This window comes from Frigoribacterium sp. CG_9.8, assembly GCF_015751965.1.
In the GTDB taxonomy this organism is placed as follows: domain Bacteria; phylum Actinomycetota; class Actinomycetes; order Actinomycetales; family Microbacteriaceae; genus Lacisediminihabitans.
The window spans coordinates 491579-508845 of the sequence record NZ_JADOVH010000001.1 but is presented as its reverse complement, the minus strand read 5'-3'; the positions used below and the strand labels follow the sequence as shown (position 1 = coordinate 508845).

The following is a 17267-nucleotide window of genomic DNA, read 5'->3' as shown; positions in this document are numbered from 1 at the left end:
CTCAGAACGCCTCCTGCACGAGAGCCCGGGATTCCTGCAGGTGATCACGCATGGCGCGAGCGGCGTCTTCCGGATGATGCGACTCGAGCGCTTCGACGAGGCGAGAGTGCGACATCATCGTCGACGCCTGCGGAGGCCGGGTCGACCAATACAGGTGCCAGAACCGCAAATTGTGCAGAAGCAGGCGGTCTGCCGCGTCCTGCAGCAACCCGTTGTGCACCATGTGCACGAGATAGGCGTGCACCGCGTGGTCGGCGCGCAGATAGGTTTCATGATCGGTGCCGGCTCGCGCAGTGTCGGCACGGGCGACAAGATCACGCAGGATCGCGAGCTCGGCCGGTGTAGCACGCTCTGCCACGATATAGACCACTCCACATTCGATGGCTTCTCTCGCCTCGAACATGTCGAGAACGTCAGTCAGGCCGATCGGACTCACGACGGCACCCCGGCGCGGGAGCACGGTGAGAAAGCGCCCGGTCGCGAGACGGGCGATGGCCTCACGCACCGGCATCCGCCCGATCCCCAGCTCTGCGCCCATCGCCTTCTCGTTGATGACCGAACCCGGAGGCAATCGCAGGTCGACAATGCGCCCGAGTAATTCGTTGTAGGCGATTTCGCTGGCGCGCAGATCCAGCCCGGTGTCGGCGAGTGTCATGGTGCCACCGGGGCAGCTGCCACGCGACGGATCTGGATTCCCAGGGTCGCGCGGTCGACGGTCAGCATTTCGCCGTTCTGCAAGAACGTCCATCCCGACCCCCAGCCGCTCGAGGAGACCACGACGGCATCGGAGTCGACCCGATATCCGATTCGGTAGTAGTGCGGCTCGGCTTCTCGGGCTTCGGCCACCGGGTCGAACAGGTTGAGAACCTGCAATTGATTGGATGTCACGGTCATGGCGTTAACGCTACTGAAGGCGCACTCCGCAGAAATACGTGAGGCGATGCGCTCGAGCGCAGTGGCCGGATCCCCGGATCGCGCCGCGCCGAGCATCGCGAGAAAGTACCGTTCGCTGTCGGTTGTGCCCCGCCGCTCTGCAGCAAGATCACGGGGAATGAGCGCATCGAGCGACTCCGGGGGCTTCACCGAACCGTTGTGCGCGAACGCGATAGTGCCGTCGGTGAACGGGTGGGTGTTCTCTAAAGTGACACCGAGGCCGAGGGTTGCCCAGCGCAGGTGCAGCAGTCCGAGATCGGCCTTCTGTTGGGCGGCAACCGTTGCAAACAAAGCGCTGTCGCGGGCCGAATCGGGAGCCTTGGCTACCTCGACACCGGTAGAGGTTGCCCAGGCGAATCCCCATCCATCGCCGTGTTTGCACGCGAGTTCGGTAAATTCAGCGAGTTCCTCATCCCCGAGGAGTTGGCTGAGGGTCACGGGATGGCGGGAAACGAAGCCGAGCAGGCGACACATTCAGAGGCTCCTTCGCGGGTGATGGAAGATGCGCGGGTAACCGCCGCCGATAACGGTGCTCATCGGGCGGCCTCGGAGAGCCCGTAGAGTCGGGCGGCCGTCGCATTGAGCATCAGCCGGCCGGCATCCCGCGCCTCGCTCTGGTTCAGCTCACCGGCGTCGACCATCTCGCCAAGCGCTGTGCCGATCGCCTGTCGGCCCTCGATCGCGCCCATCCAGTGCATCTCGGGAATCCCGACCGCGTCAGAGCTGTACATCACCTTGCTGAACGGCGCTGCACCGAGGGCCGCCCTCGTCATCGATGTCATCTCGGACCTCGAGAGAAATGGAATCGAATACGACACATCGAGGTAGGCGTTGCCGTATACCGCTGCAAGATAGGCGCCCTCCCGAAAGTATGGCCAGCATCCGTGCAGCATGACGATCGGCATCGAACGGTAGGCCGGTTCTTCAAACAGGGCTCGCAGCTGAAGTGGCGACGCCTGGCGAATATCGACGTCGGGGTCGCCGTAGCCCACATGAAACTGCACCGGCAGTCGCTGCGCCGCAGCCGCTTCAAATGCGATGTGCAGCAGGGTGTCGAGTAGCGGCTTGTAGCCGAGGCGCACGCGTCCGGACGCGGCGACTTCGCCACGGGCTTGCCCGAACGCGACACGGGCGGCGTTGGTATCCCAGCGCTCGATCGCCAGCCCCGTGCGGTAGGCCGCAATACTCTTGAAGCCGACGAAGCCCGTTGCACGAAGGTCGGTTACGAGCTCGCCAACAGCAGAAATCAGGTCACCGAAATCATCGTGCAGCGTAATGAGCCGCTGGAATTCAACTTCGAGCCGCATCAGCGCCACATACTCTGCGCCGCTTGCCTCGACAAGAGCTGCGGGTGCCATCGCTTTGTCGGGGGCGGGATACCCGGTGTCGATTACGACGCCGCCGATCCGGGCATCCTGGAACAGCGCTGTGACCATGGCTGCCGCGCCCAGCTTCTCCCGGTGTGCCAACAGCTCGTCCTCCCGGTCAGGGGCGATGCCATAAAACTCTGCGGCCCGGCTCATTAGCCGCCGGTAGAACGCGGTGTGCCGCACATGGTCGTTCGCCATCTCGGGATCGGGCGACTCGGTGAACCGCCTCAGCCATTCCACCGGGTCGGCACTCTGCACTGCTTCGACGGCATGGCAGTGGTTGTCGATGACGGGAATGTTAGAGAGATCGATGAAGGAGCCCATGATCTTCAGAACCGGTAGAAGTGGTTACGGATCTCGAAGTCGAGGTCTTCGGCCGCGAAGGCCTCAGCCTCTGACCGCCGTACTCCCAGGTAGCAGCGGGTGAGGAACTCGCCAAGGGTTCCGACGAGAAACTCGTCCGCTTCGAGCTGGTCGAGGCCGGCGGACATCGAGGTGGGTAGCGGGCGCACCTTGCCGCGGGCGAGTTCCTCGGCCGAGAGATGAGCGGGGTCGTGTTCGCTTGGCTCGCCCGGATCCAACTCCCGCTCGATGCCGTCGAGGCCGGCGGCAATGATGGCGCCGAGTGCGAGATAGGGGTTCGCGCTGGCATCAGAGGTCTTGAACTCGATGTTGAAGCTCTGCTCCTCGCGTTTGAAAAACGGTGAGCAGACCCGCAGGGCCGCTTCCTTGTTGTCGAATCCCCAGGCCGTTGTCGCCGAAGACCAGGCACTCGGCTGCAGCCGACGATAGGAGTTGTAGCTCGGCGTGGTGAGTGCGACCAGCGCGGGCAGGTGCTCGGCAACCCCGGCGATGAAGTGGCGGCCGATCTTCGACAGGCCACCTTCCGCGGTCTTGTCGTAGAGCAAACTCGTCGTTCCCGCGAGATCCCACAGGCTGAAGTGCAGGTGCGCACCACTTCCGACCTGCTCGGGATACGGCTTCGGAGCGAAGGAGGCGAGCAGCCCATGGCGAAGAGCTACCCCGCGAATGGTGTCGCGAAACTTCATCTGGTTATCCGCCGCCGCCAGCGCATTCGAGTGCCGGATGGAGATCTCCTGCTGGCCGGCACCGAACTCGTTGATTGCCGCTTCAACCACGATGCCCTGCGCGACGAGAGCATCTACGGTCTCGATCATCAGGTCGTTGTTGAGGTCGTGCCCGATCGAACTGTAGACCGGAGCGTGATCATGGAGGTCGAACGGGAGGTATTTACCCTCGACCTCGCGGGCGAGATACCACTCGTTCTCGAACGTGGCCTGCACCGAGATGCCGTGATTCGCGGCGCGCTCGATGATTCCCTTCAGGTAGGAGCGGCCACACGCGCCCCAGTTCAGGCGGTCGTGCCCGAGCTGGTCGCAGAGCACGCTTGCGCTGCCGGGTGCCCAGGGCAGCACGGTGAAGGTCGACGGGTCGGGCACGAGCCGGATCTCTCCCACCGGTTCGAAACCCTCGATGGGCACCATCTGCTCAAGCAGGTTGATCGACATTTGGGCCCGGGTGAGACTCACTCCCTCGAGCAGCTTGTGCTCGAGCTGCGCCACGTGCACCGCTTTCGTGCGGGCAATGCCACTCACGTCGCAATACTCGAAACGGATGAGCTTCACCCCAGCCTCGTGGGCGGCGGCGACTACTTCAGAAATATTCACTGTCATGCTTCCTTCTGCTGCAGGCGACCGCCTACAGCATCACGTCTCCACCATTGGGGCCGAGGGTCTGACCCACGTAATACGAACCGTCTGCCGAGGCAAGAAGCACAGCGGTCGGGGTCACTTCGTCGACCCGGCCAAATCGTTTGATTGGCAACTCTGCAAGCTTTGCACTGCGCCACTGCTCGGTTTCCCGATCGAGCAGAGGTGTTTCGATCGGGCCTGGCGCAATGGCGTTGACCAGAACGCCGCGGCCAGCCACCTCGCGCGCCAGCGCCTTCGTCAGGCCGATGATGCCCGCCTTGCTCGCAACATAGTGCGGCACCGCGACTCCGCCGATCTGGCCGAGCTGAGATGCGATGTTGATGATCCTGCCGTCACCACGCTCGAGCATCTGCCCGATGAGCATGCGCGTGCAGAGGAAGGTTCCGCGCAGGTTCGTGTTGACCACCCGGTCCCAATCCTCCACCGAGATGTCCTCGAGCAGCGATTCGGTGAAGATCCCCGCGTTGTTAACCAGGATGTCCACTCGCCCGAATTCCTCGAGCGCGCGCTTGGCCATCTCGCGCACGCTTGATTCATCGCTCACGTCCGTGCGCACGAAGACACCGCGAGTGCCAGCTTCGGCTATTTCTGCCAGAACGTCAGCAGCGTCACCCGGGGCCACCAGGTCGGCGACGACGATATCGGCACCCTCCCGCGCGAAGGCGGCGGCGATTCCTCGGCCGATCCCCGATGCCGCACCGGTGACAACTGCGATGCGCCCGTCGAGTTTCTTCATTCTTCGCTTTCGTCTGCGTCTAGTCGAGCACCCGTCGAAGGCACCCACACCGCGGCGATCTCCGCCGCCGTTGCCAGGTCGAACCGGTGACGCATGAGCAACATGGATGCATCGTGCTGCGCGGGGTCGTCGCTGGCCACACAGTCGGAGGCGATGACAACGTAATGGTCGTTGAACATCGCGTCCCTGGCCGTCGACTCGACGCATCCCTCCGTTGTGCACCCGCCGATCACGACCGTCTCGACACCGTTGCTTCGCAGCAGCATCTCCATGTTCGTACCCCAGAACGCACTCGATCGGTATTTGTTCACCACGAGTTCGCCTGCGATCGGCCGGAATTCATCAACGAACTCGTAGCCGGGAGTGCCCGGCACCGTGTATCGAAGGGGAGGTCCCTCCCGCCGTGCATTCTCATGCATGCGCAGGTTGAATCGGATTTGCGCGGACGAGTCACTCATGCGGTCTGGCAGGGCCGTATTTTGAACATGAATAACAAGAGCCCCCGCCTGGCGCGCCTCGGCAAGCAGGTGAGCCAGCCGCGGACGCGACCGTTCGTACATTGTGAGGTCGACTCCGAGCCCGCCGAACAGTCCGTCCGGATCGATAAAGTCGCGTTGCATATCGACCAGGAGCAGCGCGGTGTGTGCCGCGTCGACGAGTTCGACGAGCTCGGTGTAGACGGCCTTGCCGTCAACGTTGATCATTGGCTCAGTTTCCTGTGGTCTCCGGTTGCTGTGCGGCTTCCTCGGCGACGGTGGGATGCTGCACCGACGGAGCCCGCGCGGCCAAGAGCGCCGCATTCTGTTCGCCCTCCGGCAGGTCATCTTCGGTGATGAAGGAACCGAGTGCGGCAATCTTCTCCGGTGACTTGGCTTTGTAGTAGAAGTACAGCACCACTCCGGCCCCGATCCAGAGGAGCACGATGATCGGCACGAGGTTGAAGGGGTAGGCCTGCGCCGGGTTTGCGACCGCGTAGAGCGGGTAGAGGAGGGCGAGCACGCCGAGAATCGGCACGATCACGTGCGTGACGAGTTTGCGCTCGGCGAGTTTCCAGAAGTACTTCACTAGGGCGATATTGCTCATGATGTAGACGATCACGATGGCGACGGTGCCGATTGTTCCGGTGAAGCCATAGGCGCCGGTCGCACCCGGGCCGAGCCAGATCCCGACGCCGATGCCGATCACCACGGTGAAGATCGACTGCGCGATGATCGCGCGAATCGGCGAATACCAGGTCTGGTGGATGCGTCCAAGAGAAGCCGGCAGCACCTGGTCGCGCCCCATCGAGAACATCACGCGAACGGTGGTGTTGTGAATGGCAAGGAAGCAACTGAAGATGCCAGCGATCGCCGCGAGCTCGATCGGTTGCAGCAACCAGGGCGTGACGTTGGCACCCAGGGTGACGAAGGGGTTCGGGTCTTTCAGAAACGCGTCCATCTTCGCCGGATCGTTGAGCCCATAACCCGCTGCGAGCGAATACATCATGAGCACATAGAAGATCCCAACGGCACCGAGTGCGCCGGTGATGGCGAACGGGATACTCTTGCGCGGGTTCTTCGTTTCTTCCCCGAGGGTGGCAGCCGCATCGAATCCGATGAAGGAGAGGATTCCGAAGACGACGCCGAGCCCGACGCCGGCAAAGCCGGTGGGGGCAACCGAAGTGAGGAAGTAGGTCGGGCTGTTACCCGACCCCGCCGTCGCGATGGCCACGATACCGAGGATGAGGAAAATAATCACCTCGACGACCAACAGGGTGAGGTCGACGTTGACCGATGCCTTGATGCTGCGCACGGAGAGGCCGAAGACGATCGCCATAGCGATCATGCTGAAGATCCACCACTGCACGTCGGCGCCAAAAGTAGCGAGCACATAATCGTGCACGAACGCACCGAAGGCGGTGAACAGGCCGGGTGCGAGGATCGCATAACCGATCCAGAACAGCCAGCCGGTGAAGAAGCCCGCGGCGGGGCCGAGTCCGGCCCGATTGAAGGTGTAGAACGAACCGGCGGACGGCAGCTTCTTCGCGAACTGTACGACCGTGTTGCCGACGAGGGCACAGGCGATGAAGGCAATCAGGAACGACAGGGGCAACGCTGCACCTGCGGCCGCGGCAGCCGCCGGGGCGTTGAGCACGACCGCGAGCACGGGTGCCATCGCGGCCACCGAGAGCGCAATGGCGTTCGGTATTGTGAGGACTCCGCGCTGCAACCCGTGGGGGGCGGCGGCGGTGATATCGGAACGCGCATGGGACATGGGTTGGGCACTCCTTCTGGGTAGAAAGTTAACAGGGAATACCTGCTATCCCATAGATATATCAGATGTATTGCAGATGCACCACCATTATGTTTCTCACATATTAAGATTCCGGCCACGACACCGGGATCCCGCCGTGCACGAGCGGGTCCCCGCTGGCGCACGGCTCGCACTGCTGTGCGAGTCGACACCGGCGCCCGCACGCTGAATGCTTACTCTTACGGCGCCGGTAGCGCCGGCGCCCGCGGCACGTCGAGTTCGGTTCCGGCGTAGTGATTGAAGTAGTTGGTGAAGAGGTTTGCTGCGATATGGGCGAATGCTTCGCTGAGCTCGGCCTCACTCCACCCTGCATCAAGGGCGCCCTGCCAGACCTCGTCAGTGACGGTGCCCGTGTTGCGGGCGGCCTCACGGGCCACCGCCGCCATCGTGGCAAGTCGCGGGTCGAAATCGATTCGATCCGCCCGGATCGCAATAGTTTCCTCTTCGCTGAGCCCGGCCCGCTGAGCCGAGATGGTGTGCGCAGATTGGCAATACTCGCAGCCATCCTCGTTACCGACCGCTAGTGCGATCGTCTCCTTCGTTCTTGCGTCGAACGTACCGAGCCGGCCAACCGCCTGGGTGATGCCCTCATAGGCGGCGATCACGACCGGCGAGTGCGCCATGCCGGCATGGATGTTCATCAGCATGCCCATCCGCTTCTCAAATCGTGCAGCGATTTCCTGCGACTTCTCCGGGGCGTTAGCAACTGTGTGGGTCGGAATGCGAGTCATCGATTTTCTTCCTTGCGGTCGTTGTGCGTGACATGGTTCTGGGCGTGAAACCCCGAACACGAAGCTGACCCAGCCTAAAAGCATGTTGCACCCCGAACGAGAACTCGGGCAAGGTCTTGGACGGACGGCTGGGCTGTAGTCTTTTCCCAGTACGACAGGGGAGCGCCTCGAGCGCTGAGAGTGCGGGAAACCGCAGACCCTCGAACCTGCTCCGGTTAGCACCGGCGAAGGGAGTCGGGATCTCAAGTGACCTCTGCTGAATGCGCAGCTCGTGTGGCACATTTGGCGAAGTCACTTCCTCGAGGTATCCACCGGATTCCACGAGAGGAAACAACGCAATGAGCATCAACAAAACGATTCGCGCGAAGTCGGGGCGTGGAGGCGCGTTCAAAAGCGTGCCGTCAATTCGAGCATCCGGCCGACTGCGATCCTGGCGTGGCGTCGACCTCGTCACGGCTGCGGTACTTGCGGTGGCCTTCGGGGTCATCTTCTGGGGCTTCGACACCTTCGTATATCCCGGTGTCAGTCTGCTCTCGGCCGGATTTCCACCGCTCGGGGAACTCGCGCTCGGCGTGTGGATCGTGCCGGCAGTGGTGGGGGCGCTGGTCATCCGTCGTCCCGGTGCTGCGCTGTTCACCGAAGTGGTGGCGGCGAACGTCGAACTGTTCCTCGGTAACCAATGGGGTCCCGCCGTGCTGCTATCCGGATTCTTACAGGGCGTCGGGGTCGAAATAATTTTTGCACTCTTCCTCTGGCGTCGTTTCGGAATCCCGGTCGCAATGCTCGGGGGTGCGTTCTCGGCAGTCCTTGAAATCGTCGGATACGAGTGGTGGGCCTACGTGGCCGGGTACTCCTGGGCCTGGAAATTCATCTACCTGGCAAGCGGCGTGGTCTCCGGTGCACTGATCGCTGGACTGCTCGGCTGGCTGATCGTGCGCTCCCTGAGCCGCACACGCGCGCTCAACGCGTTCCCCCCGGGGCAGGAATTTCACGAACGACTGCTGCGGCAGTCCGAATAACACCCGGTGACGCCCACCCCCGGGGTGCGAGTCGCCGTTGATCACCTGACCTGGCGCCCGATGGGTCGAAAAACTCCGATCCTCCTCGACATCTCCTTCACCATCGAGCCGGGAGAACACGTTCTCCTGATTGGTGGGAGCGGATCGGGCAAGTCGACCCTGTTGCGCGCTCTCGCCGGTGTGTTGACGTCATCGGAATCGGGCGATCTTGCGGGCACCGTGACGCTGACCGCGTCTGCCGAAGCACAGCCATCCGTCGGGTTATTGATGCAGGATCCCGCCGATGCGGTGGTTGCCGGTACCGCCTACCGCGATGCCGCGTTCGGGCTCGAGAACGAGGGTGTTCCGAGGAAAGACATGGCGGATGCTGTCCGCAAGATTTTGGCTCAGGTAACTTTTCCGTATGGACTGGACCGGCCGGTCGCCGAGCTGTCCGGTGGGGAGGCGCAGCGTCTCGCTCTCGCCGGGGTGCTCGTGATGGGTCCCGGGCTTGTGCTTCTCGACGAGCCGACCTCGATGCTCGACCCGGTCGCGGCCAGTGCGGTTCGCGCCGCAATCCGCAGCGCGGTCCTCGCCTCCTCCGCGACGGTCATTGTGGTGGAGCATCGGTTGGAACCGTGGATTGCGCTCGTAGATCGGGTCATCGTGCTTGCACGGGACGGAACACTCCGCGCGGACGGCCCGGTGCGCTCCACCCTGGACCAGCATGCCGAGCTGTTGCAGGGTGACGGCATTTGGATACCGGGTCTCCCGGCCCCGGCACCTCTCGACGTACCACCGGCACTGTGCGCCCCGATTCGCGCTGATGACTCCGGGAATATTCTCGCCGCCGGCCATACGTCATCGGATGGGGATGACGCGGTGACGGCTCGGCAGGTCGGCCTGACCCGTGCGAGAGTGAGTCTGGGCAACGGGGGGCGTCCATTGACCACCCACCTGCTGCGCGATGCGAACGTGAGCGTGCGGGCCGGCGAGGTCGTCGCCGTGGTCGGCCCGAGCGGATCTGGCAAGTCGACCCTTGCCTCCCTGGTCGCGGGACTCGAGAAACCGACGAGCGGAGAGGTCACAGTGACAGCCGCTCTCGAAGTGAAGGGCGAGGCGCGACCGGGCTGGTGGCAGGCTCCCGCATTGGCCGCACGGATCGGGTGGGTGCCACAGAACGCAGAACTCACCGTGATCGGGAGAACCGTGCGGGACGACGCCCGGTTGACTGAGCGCCTGCTGTATCCCTCGGCTGTCGGCACCTCGAACCGGGTGGAGCGGCTGCTTGCCGTGCTGTCGCTGGCACCGCTGTGCGACTCCGACCCGCACCTCCTCTCCGGGGGCGAGATGCGGAGGCTGGCGCTCGCGACGGCAGTAGCGCACGGACCCTCGATTCTCGTGCTCGATGAACCGACGGTCGGCCAGGACCGGCAGTCCTGGGCGGCCGTCGTCGGTGTCGTTCTTGCGGCGCGGGATGCTGGCACCGCGATTCTGGTGACCACCCACGATCCTCTCCTCATAGCTATTGCTGACCGCATCATCACCCTCCCCCAGCCGGATGCCCGAGGTCTGCCGGGTGAATCCGTGCTGCCGGACGAGGCGACATCCTCACCCACACGGCAGCGGATCATCGACTCGAGCGGACCGCTATCCCTGCTCGGCGCATCCTTCGCCCTGATGTTCGGATCGTTTGCGATCACCAGCGTGATTCAGGGTGTCGTTGGCCTCGCGGCCTGGACCGTATTTTTTCTGCTCATCGCTTCACCGAAAAGTATCCGCTGGCGTCGACTGGTGCCCGGATTCCTGGCCGTGCTCTCGGTCGGGTTTTCCACCTGGCTCCTGAGTCGCGGGCAGGATCCCCTGACCGGCGCCACGGCGGCAGTACGGATCGCGTTCTTTGTGCTCCCCGGAATCCACTTGGCCAGCATGATCGACCCGACGGCGCTTGGGGATCATCTGGCGCAGCGCCTCAGGCTGCCAGAGCGGGCCGTTGTCGCAGCGACCGCAGCACTCCAGCAGTTCGAGAACCTCGCCGATCAGTGGCGCCAGCTGCAACAGTCACGCCGGATTCGGGGACTCGATGGATCCCGCTCGCCCCGCGCCCGAGTACGAGAGTTTGCCGCTCTCACCGGCGCCCTCCTCGTGCACTCGCTTTATACAGCCGGCCGGATGTCAGTGGCGATGGACGCGCGCGGGTTCTCCACCGCCAGGGCGGGAAATAATCCCCGCACCTGGGCGGAGCCCGCACTGTGGAGGTGGAACGACACAGTGCTCATCGCCGGAGCTCTAGTCGTGGCGGCGATCCCTGCTTTCATCCGGTTTTAAATACGCTGCGACCGAATGCCCGAACTTCAGTAGGTGGGCAGCGACGAATCGATCTCGGCTATCCAGGCCAGTACTCCTCCACTCACCTGCGTCACCCGGGTGAACCCCCGCCGCTGCAACTCCACCGCCACCGCAGAGGACCGCGCGCCCGATTTGCAGTACAGGATGATGTGCCGCTCCGCTGAGAGTGCAGCTGCGGCATCCCCGGAGAGCAGTTCGCCCTGCGGGATGAGGGTGGACCCCGGAATCCGCACGATCTCATGCTCCCCCGGCTCTCGCACATCGATCAGATCGAAAGCGGTGTCCCCGCGGTCTCTCGCCCTCAGGCTGGCAGCAAGATCGTGCACCGAGATAGAGGACAGATCCGCCACCGGGAGCGACGCCGCTTGCCCTGACTGCACCCCGCACATTGCGTCATAGTCGACGAGCGCAGAGATCGGCGCACGATCCGGGTCGAGTGGAATACGCAACTCCCGCCATGATGCGTCGAGCGCATCGATAATGGCCAATCGGCCGAGGAGGGTGCGCCCAACCCCCGTCACGAGCTTGACGACCTCGGCAACCATCGCCGCACCGACCGCTCCGCAGAGCATCCCGAAAACCCCACCCTCGCCACAACTCGGTACCGATCCGGCGGGCGGTGCCTCCGGGTACAGGTCACGATAGGTCGGCCCATGGTGCTGCCAGAAGACACTCACCTGACCATCGAATCGCAACACCGAACCCCACACATACGGCTTCCCGAGGATAGCCGCCGCATCATTCACGAGATAGCGGGTAGCGAAATTGTCGGATCCGTCCACGATCAGGTCGTAGTCGCCGAACAGCTCCAGCGCATTCGCGGCCGCCAGTCGCACCGGGTGCAGCCGTACCTCGACCAGCGGGTTGAGCGCCGCGATGGCATCCCGTGCCGAGTCGAGCTTGGGCCGGCCGATATCCTGCACCCCATGGATGATCTGTCGCTGCAGGTTGCTCGGGTCGACCGTGTCGTCGTCCACGATGCCGAGCGTGCCGATCCCCGCCGCCGCAAGGTATAGCAGCACCGGGGATCCGAGGCCGCCGGCACCGATGACGAGCACTCTGGCGTTCTTGAGCCGACGCTGTCCGATCGCACCGATCCGCGGAATCAACAGGTGCCGGGAGTACCGCTGAATCTCCTCCGAACTGAGCTGCTCGGCGGGTTCGACCAGAGGTAACGGGAGCTGCGGCGGGACCAGAGGTAACAGGAGCTGCGGCGGCACGAGTGACCCGCTCACAGGTCGGGCCGTCCGTCCATTGCGGAGGACGCGAGCGCATGTTGCCGCTTCGGGATGCGTCCGGCCTGCGAGGCCAGCCGCCCGGCGATGACCGCATGGCGGAATGCCTGAGCCATGCGCACCGGATCCTGCGCCCGCGTCACGGCGGTAGCGAGCAGCACGGCGTCACAGCCGAGTTCCATCGCGAGTGCAGCATCCGAGGCCGTGCCGATTCCGGCATCGAGCACCACCGGAACACCAGCTCGGGAGACGATCAGTTCGATATTGTGTGGATTCAGGATGCCGAGGCCGGTGCCGATCGGCGCTCCGAGCGGCATCACCGCGACGGCCCCGAGCTGTTCAAGCCGAAGCGCGAGAACCGGGTCGTCATTGGTGTACGCGAAGACCTTGAATCCGCGCGCCACCAGCTGTTCCGTCGCCTCGACCAACTCGACAGCATCCGGAAGCAGCGTCTGCTCGTCGGCAATCACCTCGAGTTTTATCCAGTCGGTTTCGAGGGCCTCTCGGGCCAGTTCGGAGGTGAGAACGGCTTCGCGCGCGGTGAAGCATCCCGCGGTATTGGGCAGCACGAGGATGTTGTTGTCGAGCAGCACCTGGAATAGTGACGAGCCGCTCGCAGCGTTGTGTCGGCGCATCGCGACGGTGGTGAGCTGGGTGCCGGATGCTCGGAGCGCAGCCCCGAGACCCTCCTGGCTCGGCGCTCCCCCGGTGCCCATGATCAGCCGTGAGGTGAGAGACACCCCGTCGATCACCAGTGGATCCGATTGCTCCGGTAGCGAGCCGTTCGGCACTGAATCGTGCATGATCAACCTCCCTGAACGGCCGACAGGATCTCGACCTCATCGCCCGGTTCGAGCGTCGTTATCGACCATTGGCTCCGTGGCACCACTGCGCCATTTCGTGCCACCGCGAGCCCGAGCCGCGTGCCGTCGGTTGCTATGCCCTCGGCGGTGATCGACCTCCCGGAGATCGCGGCGACAAGGTTGGCTGTGGTCTGCCCATCCACCAGAGCATGCGGGGCCCCGTTGAGGACAAATGTTGTCAGTGGTGATTCAGTCATGAGCTCTTTCCATCGGCACATCGGGGGTTCGTAATGCGGGGGTTCGTGATGCAGTGGTTCCTGATGCAGTGGTTCCTGATGCGGTGGCCGGGCTGCGGTGGCCTGACACGGAGAAGCGGTCGGGCCGGAACTGCGCCCACCGGTCATCCGCCCCGCCGTCCAGAATTTCCCGGCAGATCTGAGCTGCGATCGGGGTGAGAAGCACGCCATGGCGAAAGAATCCAGTGGCGATGACCAGCCCTGCTATGCCGTCCACCCGACCGACGAGAGGAGCGTTATCCGGTGTTCCCGGCCTGGCGCGAGCGGTCATCTCGATCAGTTCCAGTTCGGCGACCGCCGGTATAAGTTCTTGCGCGTCTCGCAACAGCTGATACACCCCACCCGCCGACACGGCCGGTGACCCGTCTTCACGCTGGGTCGCTCCGATCACGATCGTGCCATCGTTTCGCGGTACGAGATAGATCGGGATGCCGCGCACCAGACCACGCACAGTGGCGGTGATGAGCGGCCGTAACTGATCCGGTACGCGCAGTCGCAGGATGTCGCCGAAGACCGGTCGCAGCGACAGGTCGAGCCAGTGTGGCAGCCCGGCGATGGTCGCTGCGGCGAGACCATTGGCCAGAATCACGTCACCGGCGCGCACCTCGGAACCATCGTCGAGCACGACGCCGATGACGCGGGAGGTGAGATCCAGCGGATGCTCGTGCAGCAGCGCGACCGCATTCTGCAAGATCGCGGTGCCGGTCGCAGTGCCGGTCGCAGTGCCGGTCGCGGTGCCGGTCGCCGTGCCGTTCACACCTTCGATCGCCTGTCGCAAACAGGCCGTGAGCCGCCGCGGATCCACCTGGTGATCGTGCTCGATGCTGTAGGCGACCGACAACCGTGGACTCAGCATCGGCTCCAGAGTGCGAACCTCACGAATCGTCAACGGCTCGACGGCCAGCCCGTTGGCGACCTGAACCGCGCGAAGATCGCTGAGGGCCGCGCGATCGCCCGAATCGAAGCCGACGCTGATCGTCTTCGACCGCACATAGCCGGCGTCAGCCGCATCCGCCAGGCCAAGCGAGGCGATGAACTCCGGATACAGCGCTGCCGAGGCTCGCATCAACTCGAGCAGATGCTCTTCCTGATAGTGGAATTCACTCACCGGGGCGAGCATGCCTGCAGCGGCATAAGTTGCGCCGGAGGCGGGTTGGGCATCGACGACGGTGACCGAACGACCGGATTGTGCGAGCGTGTGGGCGATTCCAAGGCCGATGACGCCGGCACCGACCACCACGACATCGACCACCACGACATCGACGGGATTGTGACGAGCGATCATGAGATCTTTCTCCACTGATCGCCCGTAGCATGGGAAAAATGCGCTTCGATCACGCCCGCCTCTACCTGTGCACCGACGCCAGAATTCGCCAGGGAGACTTCGCCGACTTTCTGGATGCCGCATTTAGTGGCGGTGTCGACATCATCCAGCTGCGCGATAAGAGCATTGAAGCCGCGCAGGAGCTCGAGCTGCTCGAGACACTGCGATCGGTGGCGGAGCGCCACGGCCGACTCTGGGCGGTGAATGACCGGGCGGACATCGCGGTGCTGAGCCAAGCCCCGGTATTTCACATCGGGCAACTCGATCTGCCCCTTGCTTCGGCGCGGCGCTTGGTCGATCCGTCGACATCGATCGGCATGTCCAGCCACAGCCCCGAGCAGATCGAGGCCGCGCTGGCAGCCAGCGGATTGGACTACTTCTGCGTCGGTCCGGTCTGGGCCACTCCGACCAAACCCGGCCGCGCCGCGGTCGGTCTCGAACTGGTGCGGTACGCGGCAGAGCGTGTTCGCACTGACGAAAGCACGCTGCCCTGGTTTGCGATCGGTGGCATCGACCTCGGCAACATCAGCCAGGTGGTGGATGCCGGAGCCTCGCGTGTTGTCGTCGTGCGAGCGATCACCGAGGCAGCTGATCCGGCCGAGGCAGCACGAAGCATCCTCGCCGCGCTGCCGCCTCTCGGCTGAGTGGACACCCCGCGAACTCTCAGGCACGAGCGTGCACCCGTGGCGCATCGAAAAAGTCCAGCTCATATTGCGACGACTGGGCGAAGGCGGTGCGCATCGCGGCCCGCTCCGCCGCGGAACCCGCCCGGGCAGCCGCGTCGGTGATGCAGATCGCCTCCCGAGTCGCCGCGGCAAAATCCTCGTCGGCATAGGTCTCGAGCCAGGCGGCGTAGGGATGAGCCGTCCCTGTGGTTCGGGCTAGGAACTCGGAGTGCAGTCGGCTGCCGACATCCGCATAGAGCCAGTAACAGGGAAGCAGGGCCGCGACTAGTACTGCGTAGCTGCCCTGCGCGCTGACGGCGAGCAGATGGTCGACGTAGCTTTTTGTTACCGGTCCGACCGGTGGCACCGGTTCGGTACCGAGCCAGTTGCGATGCAGCTCTGCCTCGACATCCAGGCAGTAATGCGCCGCAGTGGCCCAAAACCGTTGCTCCGTATCGGAGCCCGCGAGAGCGCTCGCACGGGCGAGAGCGCGGGAGTATGCACTCAGGTAGAGCGCATCCTGGGCCAGGTAGTACGCGAACTGGTGGCGCTCGAGACTGCCATCGCCCAGCGCTTCAATGAACGGAAGGTCAAAAATGGCCCGCCGGATGCCCTCGATGTCAGCCCAGAGCATGCCGCTGAACTCGGCACCGACGGGAGAGCGATGCGCGCTGAGCGAAGCCCGATCGGCGAAGATGCGATGAAAGTGGTGGATCGGACCATTGCCCGCACCAACCCCGAGCTCATCGGCGTGCTCGAGGGAGTCATCCAGCCACGCCTTCACCTCCTCCAGCGACCGGGACCAGTCGCCGGTTCGGGCCTGCACGGTGGCGAGGGCCGAGGAGAGCGAGCATCCTGTTCCATGGGTGTTGCGTGTCTCGACCCGGGCGGAGGAGAACTCCACTACCGTCTGCGGCAACAGCCCGTGGGTGTTCACCAGGGCGTCCGCACAGGTGCCGCTCACGATATGACCCCCCTTGACCAGCACGGTGACTCCGGTTCTGGTTGAGAGCCGTTTGCCCTGTTCGAGTGCGGCAGCCCAATCGGATGCCGGTGATTCCTGCAGGAGCGCAGCCAGTTCCGGGATGTTGGGGGTCACCAGATCGACGAGTGGGATCAGATCGCGCAGCGCCTGCTCGGCGGATGGCTCGAGCAGCCGGTCGCCGCTGGTGGCCACCATCACAGGGTCGAGCACGACAAGGGGCGGATTGGTCGATTCGAGCCAGGACCGAACCTCGCGGATGACGGCGATGTCGGCGAGCATCCCGATCTTCACAGCGTCGATGGTGACATCGTCACTGACGGCATCCAGTTGCTGGCGCAGGAATTCGACCGGCGGGGTGTGCACCGACCGCACGCCCATCGTGTTCTGGGCGACCAACGCGGTGACAACCGCCATTCCGTAGCCACCGTTGGCTGCGATGCTCTTCAGGTCGGCCTGGATACCAGCGCCGCCGGTCGGGTCGGTACCGGCGATGCTGAGCACCCGGGGAATTGCCCGGAGAACGAGAGCCTTCGATGGAGCGCGCAATCGGATGGTGCTGGACGGAGTCTCGATGGGCGCCGGTTCGAGGCCGGTCGGTTCGTGGCCAGTCGGTTCGAGGCCGGTCGGTTCGAGGCCGGTCGGTTCGAGGCCAGAGGCTTGCGTCAACATGCGCGACATCCCTTCGCTAGTGCTAACTAGACAGGTTCGACGGGTATGGATCTCAGCCCACCAATCGGCGAGCACCCCGTGTCAAAAATCAGCCTAGACGATAGGCGATGATCATCCGTTGGGGGCCGGGTCTACCCTCAGGAAGGCG

16 protein-coding genes and 2 riboswitches are annotated in these 17267 nt (G+C 64.0%); of the genes, 3 read left to right on the top strand and 13 right to left on the bottom strand.

Annotated elements, in window-relative coordinates; genetic code table 11:
• Position 1 precedes the first annotated feature (1 nt).
• The 8 genes from IWX88_RS02600 to IWX88_RS02565 form a co-directional block, all read right to left on the bottom strand.
• Complete coding sequence (locus tag IWX88_RS02600) at positions 2–655, bottom strand: GntR family transcriptional regulator (RefSeq protein WP_196826855.1); 654 nt, start codon at positions 653–655, stop codon at positions 2–4.
• Complete coding sequence (locus tag IWX88_RS02595) at positions 652–1407, bottom strand: class II glutamine amidotransferase (RefSeq protein WP_196826853.1); 756 nt, start codon at positions 1405–1407, stop codon at positions 652–654. The genes IWX88_RS02600 and IWX88_RS02595 overlap by 4 nt, the downstream gene beginning before the upstream one ends.
• Before the next feature lie 59 nt (positions 1408–1466).
• Complete coding sequence (locus IWX88_RS02590) at positions 1467–2627, bottom strand: amidohydrolase family protein (RefSeq protein WP_196826851.1); 1161 nt, start codon at positions 2625–2627, stop codon at positions 1467–1469.
• Positions 2628–2632: 5 nt separating this feature from the next.
• Entirely contained in the window at positions 2633–3997 is a 1365-nt protein-coding gene (locus IWX88_RS02585) for a glutamine synthetase family protein (protein WP_196826849.1), read from the bottom strand.
• 25 nt (positions 3998–4022) lie between these two features.
• Positions 4023–4772: an SDR family NAD(P)-dependent oxidoreductase gene (locus tag IWX88_RS02580; protein ID WP_196826847.1), complete on the bottom strand. Its 750-nt coding sequence runs from the start codon at positions 4770–4772 to the stop codon at positions 4023–4025.
• Entirely contained in the window at positions 4769–5476 is a 708-nt protein-coding gene (locus tag IWX88_RS02575; protein ID WP_196826845.1) for a cysteine hydrolase family protein, read from the bottom strand. The genes IWX88_RS02580 and IWX88_RS02575 overlap by 4 nt, the downstream gene beginning before the upstream one ends.
• Before the next feature lie 4 nt (positions 5477–5480).
• Positions 5481–7025, bottom strand: a complete 1545-nt coding sequence (locus tag IWX88_RS02570) for an APC family permease (RefSeq protein ID WP_196826843.1) — start codon at positions 7023–7025, stop codon at positions 5481–5483.
• A gap of 218 nt (positions 7026–7243) precedes the next feature.
• Positions 7244–7795, bottom strand: a complete 552-nt coding sequence (locus IWX88_RS02565) for a carboxymuconolactone decarboxylase family protein (protein WP_196826841.1) — start codon at positions 7793–7795, stop codon at positions 7244–7246.
• A 146-nt stretch (positions 7796–7941) separates the two neighbouring features.
• A riboswitch (TPP riboswitch) is annotated at positions 7942–8045 on the top strand.
• Positions 8046–8133: 88 nt separating this feature from the next.
• Here IWX88_RS02565 and IWX88_RS02560 point away from each other — a divergent pair.
• Entirely contained in the window at positions 8134–8814 is a 681-nt protein-coding gene (locus IWX88_RS02560) for an ECF transporter S component (RefSeq protein ID WP_196826839.1), read from the top strand.
• Between the two features lie 6 nt (positions 8815–8820).
• Positions 8821–11121, top strand: a complete 2301-nt coding sequence (locus IWX88_RS02555) for an ATP-binding cassette domain-containing protein (protein WP_196826836.1) — start codon at positions 8821–8823, stop codon at positions 11119–11121.
• A 26-nt stretch (positions 11122–11147) separates the two neighbouring features.
• Here IWX88_RS02555 and moeB read toward each other — a convergent pair whose 3' ends face one another.
• From moeB to thiO, 4 genes are read right to left on the bottom strand one after another with little or no spacing between them, the layout of a single operon-like run.
• Positions 11148–12347, bottom strand: coding sequence for a molybdopterin-synthase adenylyltransferase MoeB (gene moeB, locus IWX88_RS02550; RefSeq protein ID WP_196827818.1), 1200 nt, complete (start codon positions 12345–12347; stop codon positions 11148–11150).
• A gap of 26 nt (positions 12348–12373) precedes the next feature.
• Positions 12374–13180, bottom strand: a complete 807-nt coding sequence (locus tag IWX88_RS02545; protein WP_196826834.1) for a thiazole synthase — start codon at positions 13178–13180, stop codon at positions 12374–12376.
• A gap of 2 nt (positions 13181–13182) precedes the next feature.
• Positions 13183–13437, bottom strand: a complete 255-nt coding sequence (gene thiS / locus IWX88_RS02540; RefSeq protein WP_196826832.1) for a sulfur carrier protein ThiS — start codon at positions 13435–13437, stop codon at positions 13183–13185.
• Positions 13430–14761, bottom strand: coding sequence for a glycine oxidase ThiO (thiO, locus tag IWX88_RS02535; RefSeq protein ID WP_196826830.1), 1332 nt, complete (start codon positions 14759–14761; stop codon positions 13430–13432). The genes thiS and thiO overlap by 8 nt, the downstream gene beginning before the upstream one ends.
• Before the next feature lie 38 nt (positions 14762–14799).
• On the opposite strand from thiO, the gene thiE reads away from it, so the two are divergent.
• Positions 14800–15444 (top strand): thiamine phosphate synthase, encoded by a 645-nt coding sequence (gene thiE / locus IWX88_RS02530; RefSeq protein ID WP_231368735.1) that lies wholly within the window; start codon positions 14800–14802, stop codon positions 15442–15444.
• A 19-nt stretch (positions 15445–15463) separates the two neighbouring features.
• On the opposite strand, the gene IWX88_RS02525 is transcribed toward thiE, so the two are convergent.
• The gene (locus tag IWX88_RS02525; RefSeq protein ID WP_196826825.1) at positions 15464–17119 is read right to left on the bottom strand and encodes a bifunctional hydroxymethylpyrimidine kinase/phosphomethylpyrimidine kinase; all 1656 of its coding nucleotides are present in this window, start codon (positions 17117–17119) and stop codon (positions 15464–15466) included.
• A riboswitch (TPP riboswitch) is annotated at positions 17111–17208 on the bottom strand. Its footprint overlaps the gene before it by 9 nt.
• Positions 17209–17267 lie beyond the last annotated feature (59 nt).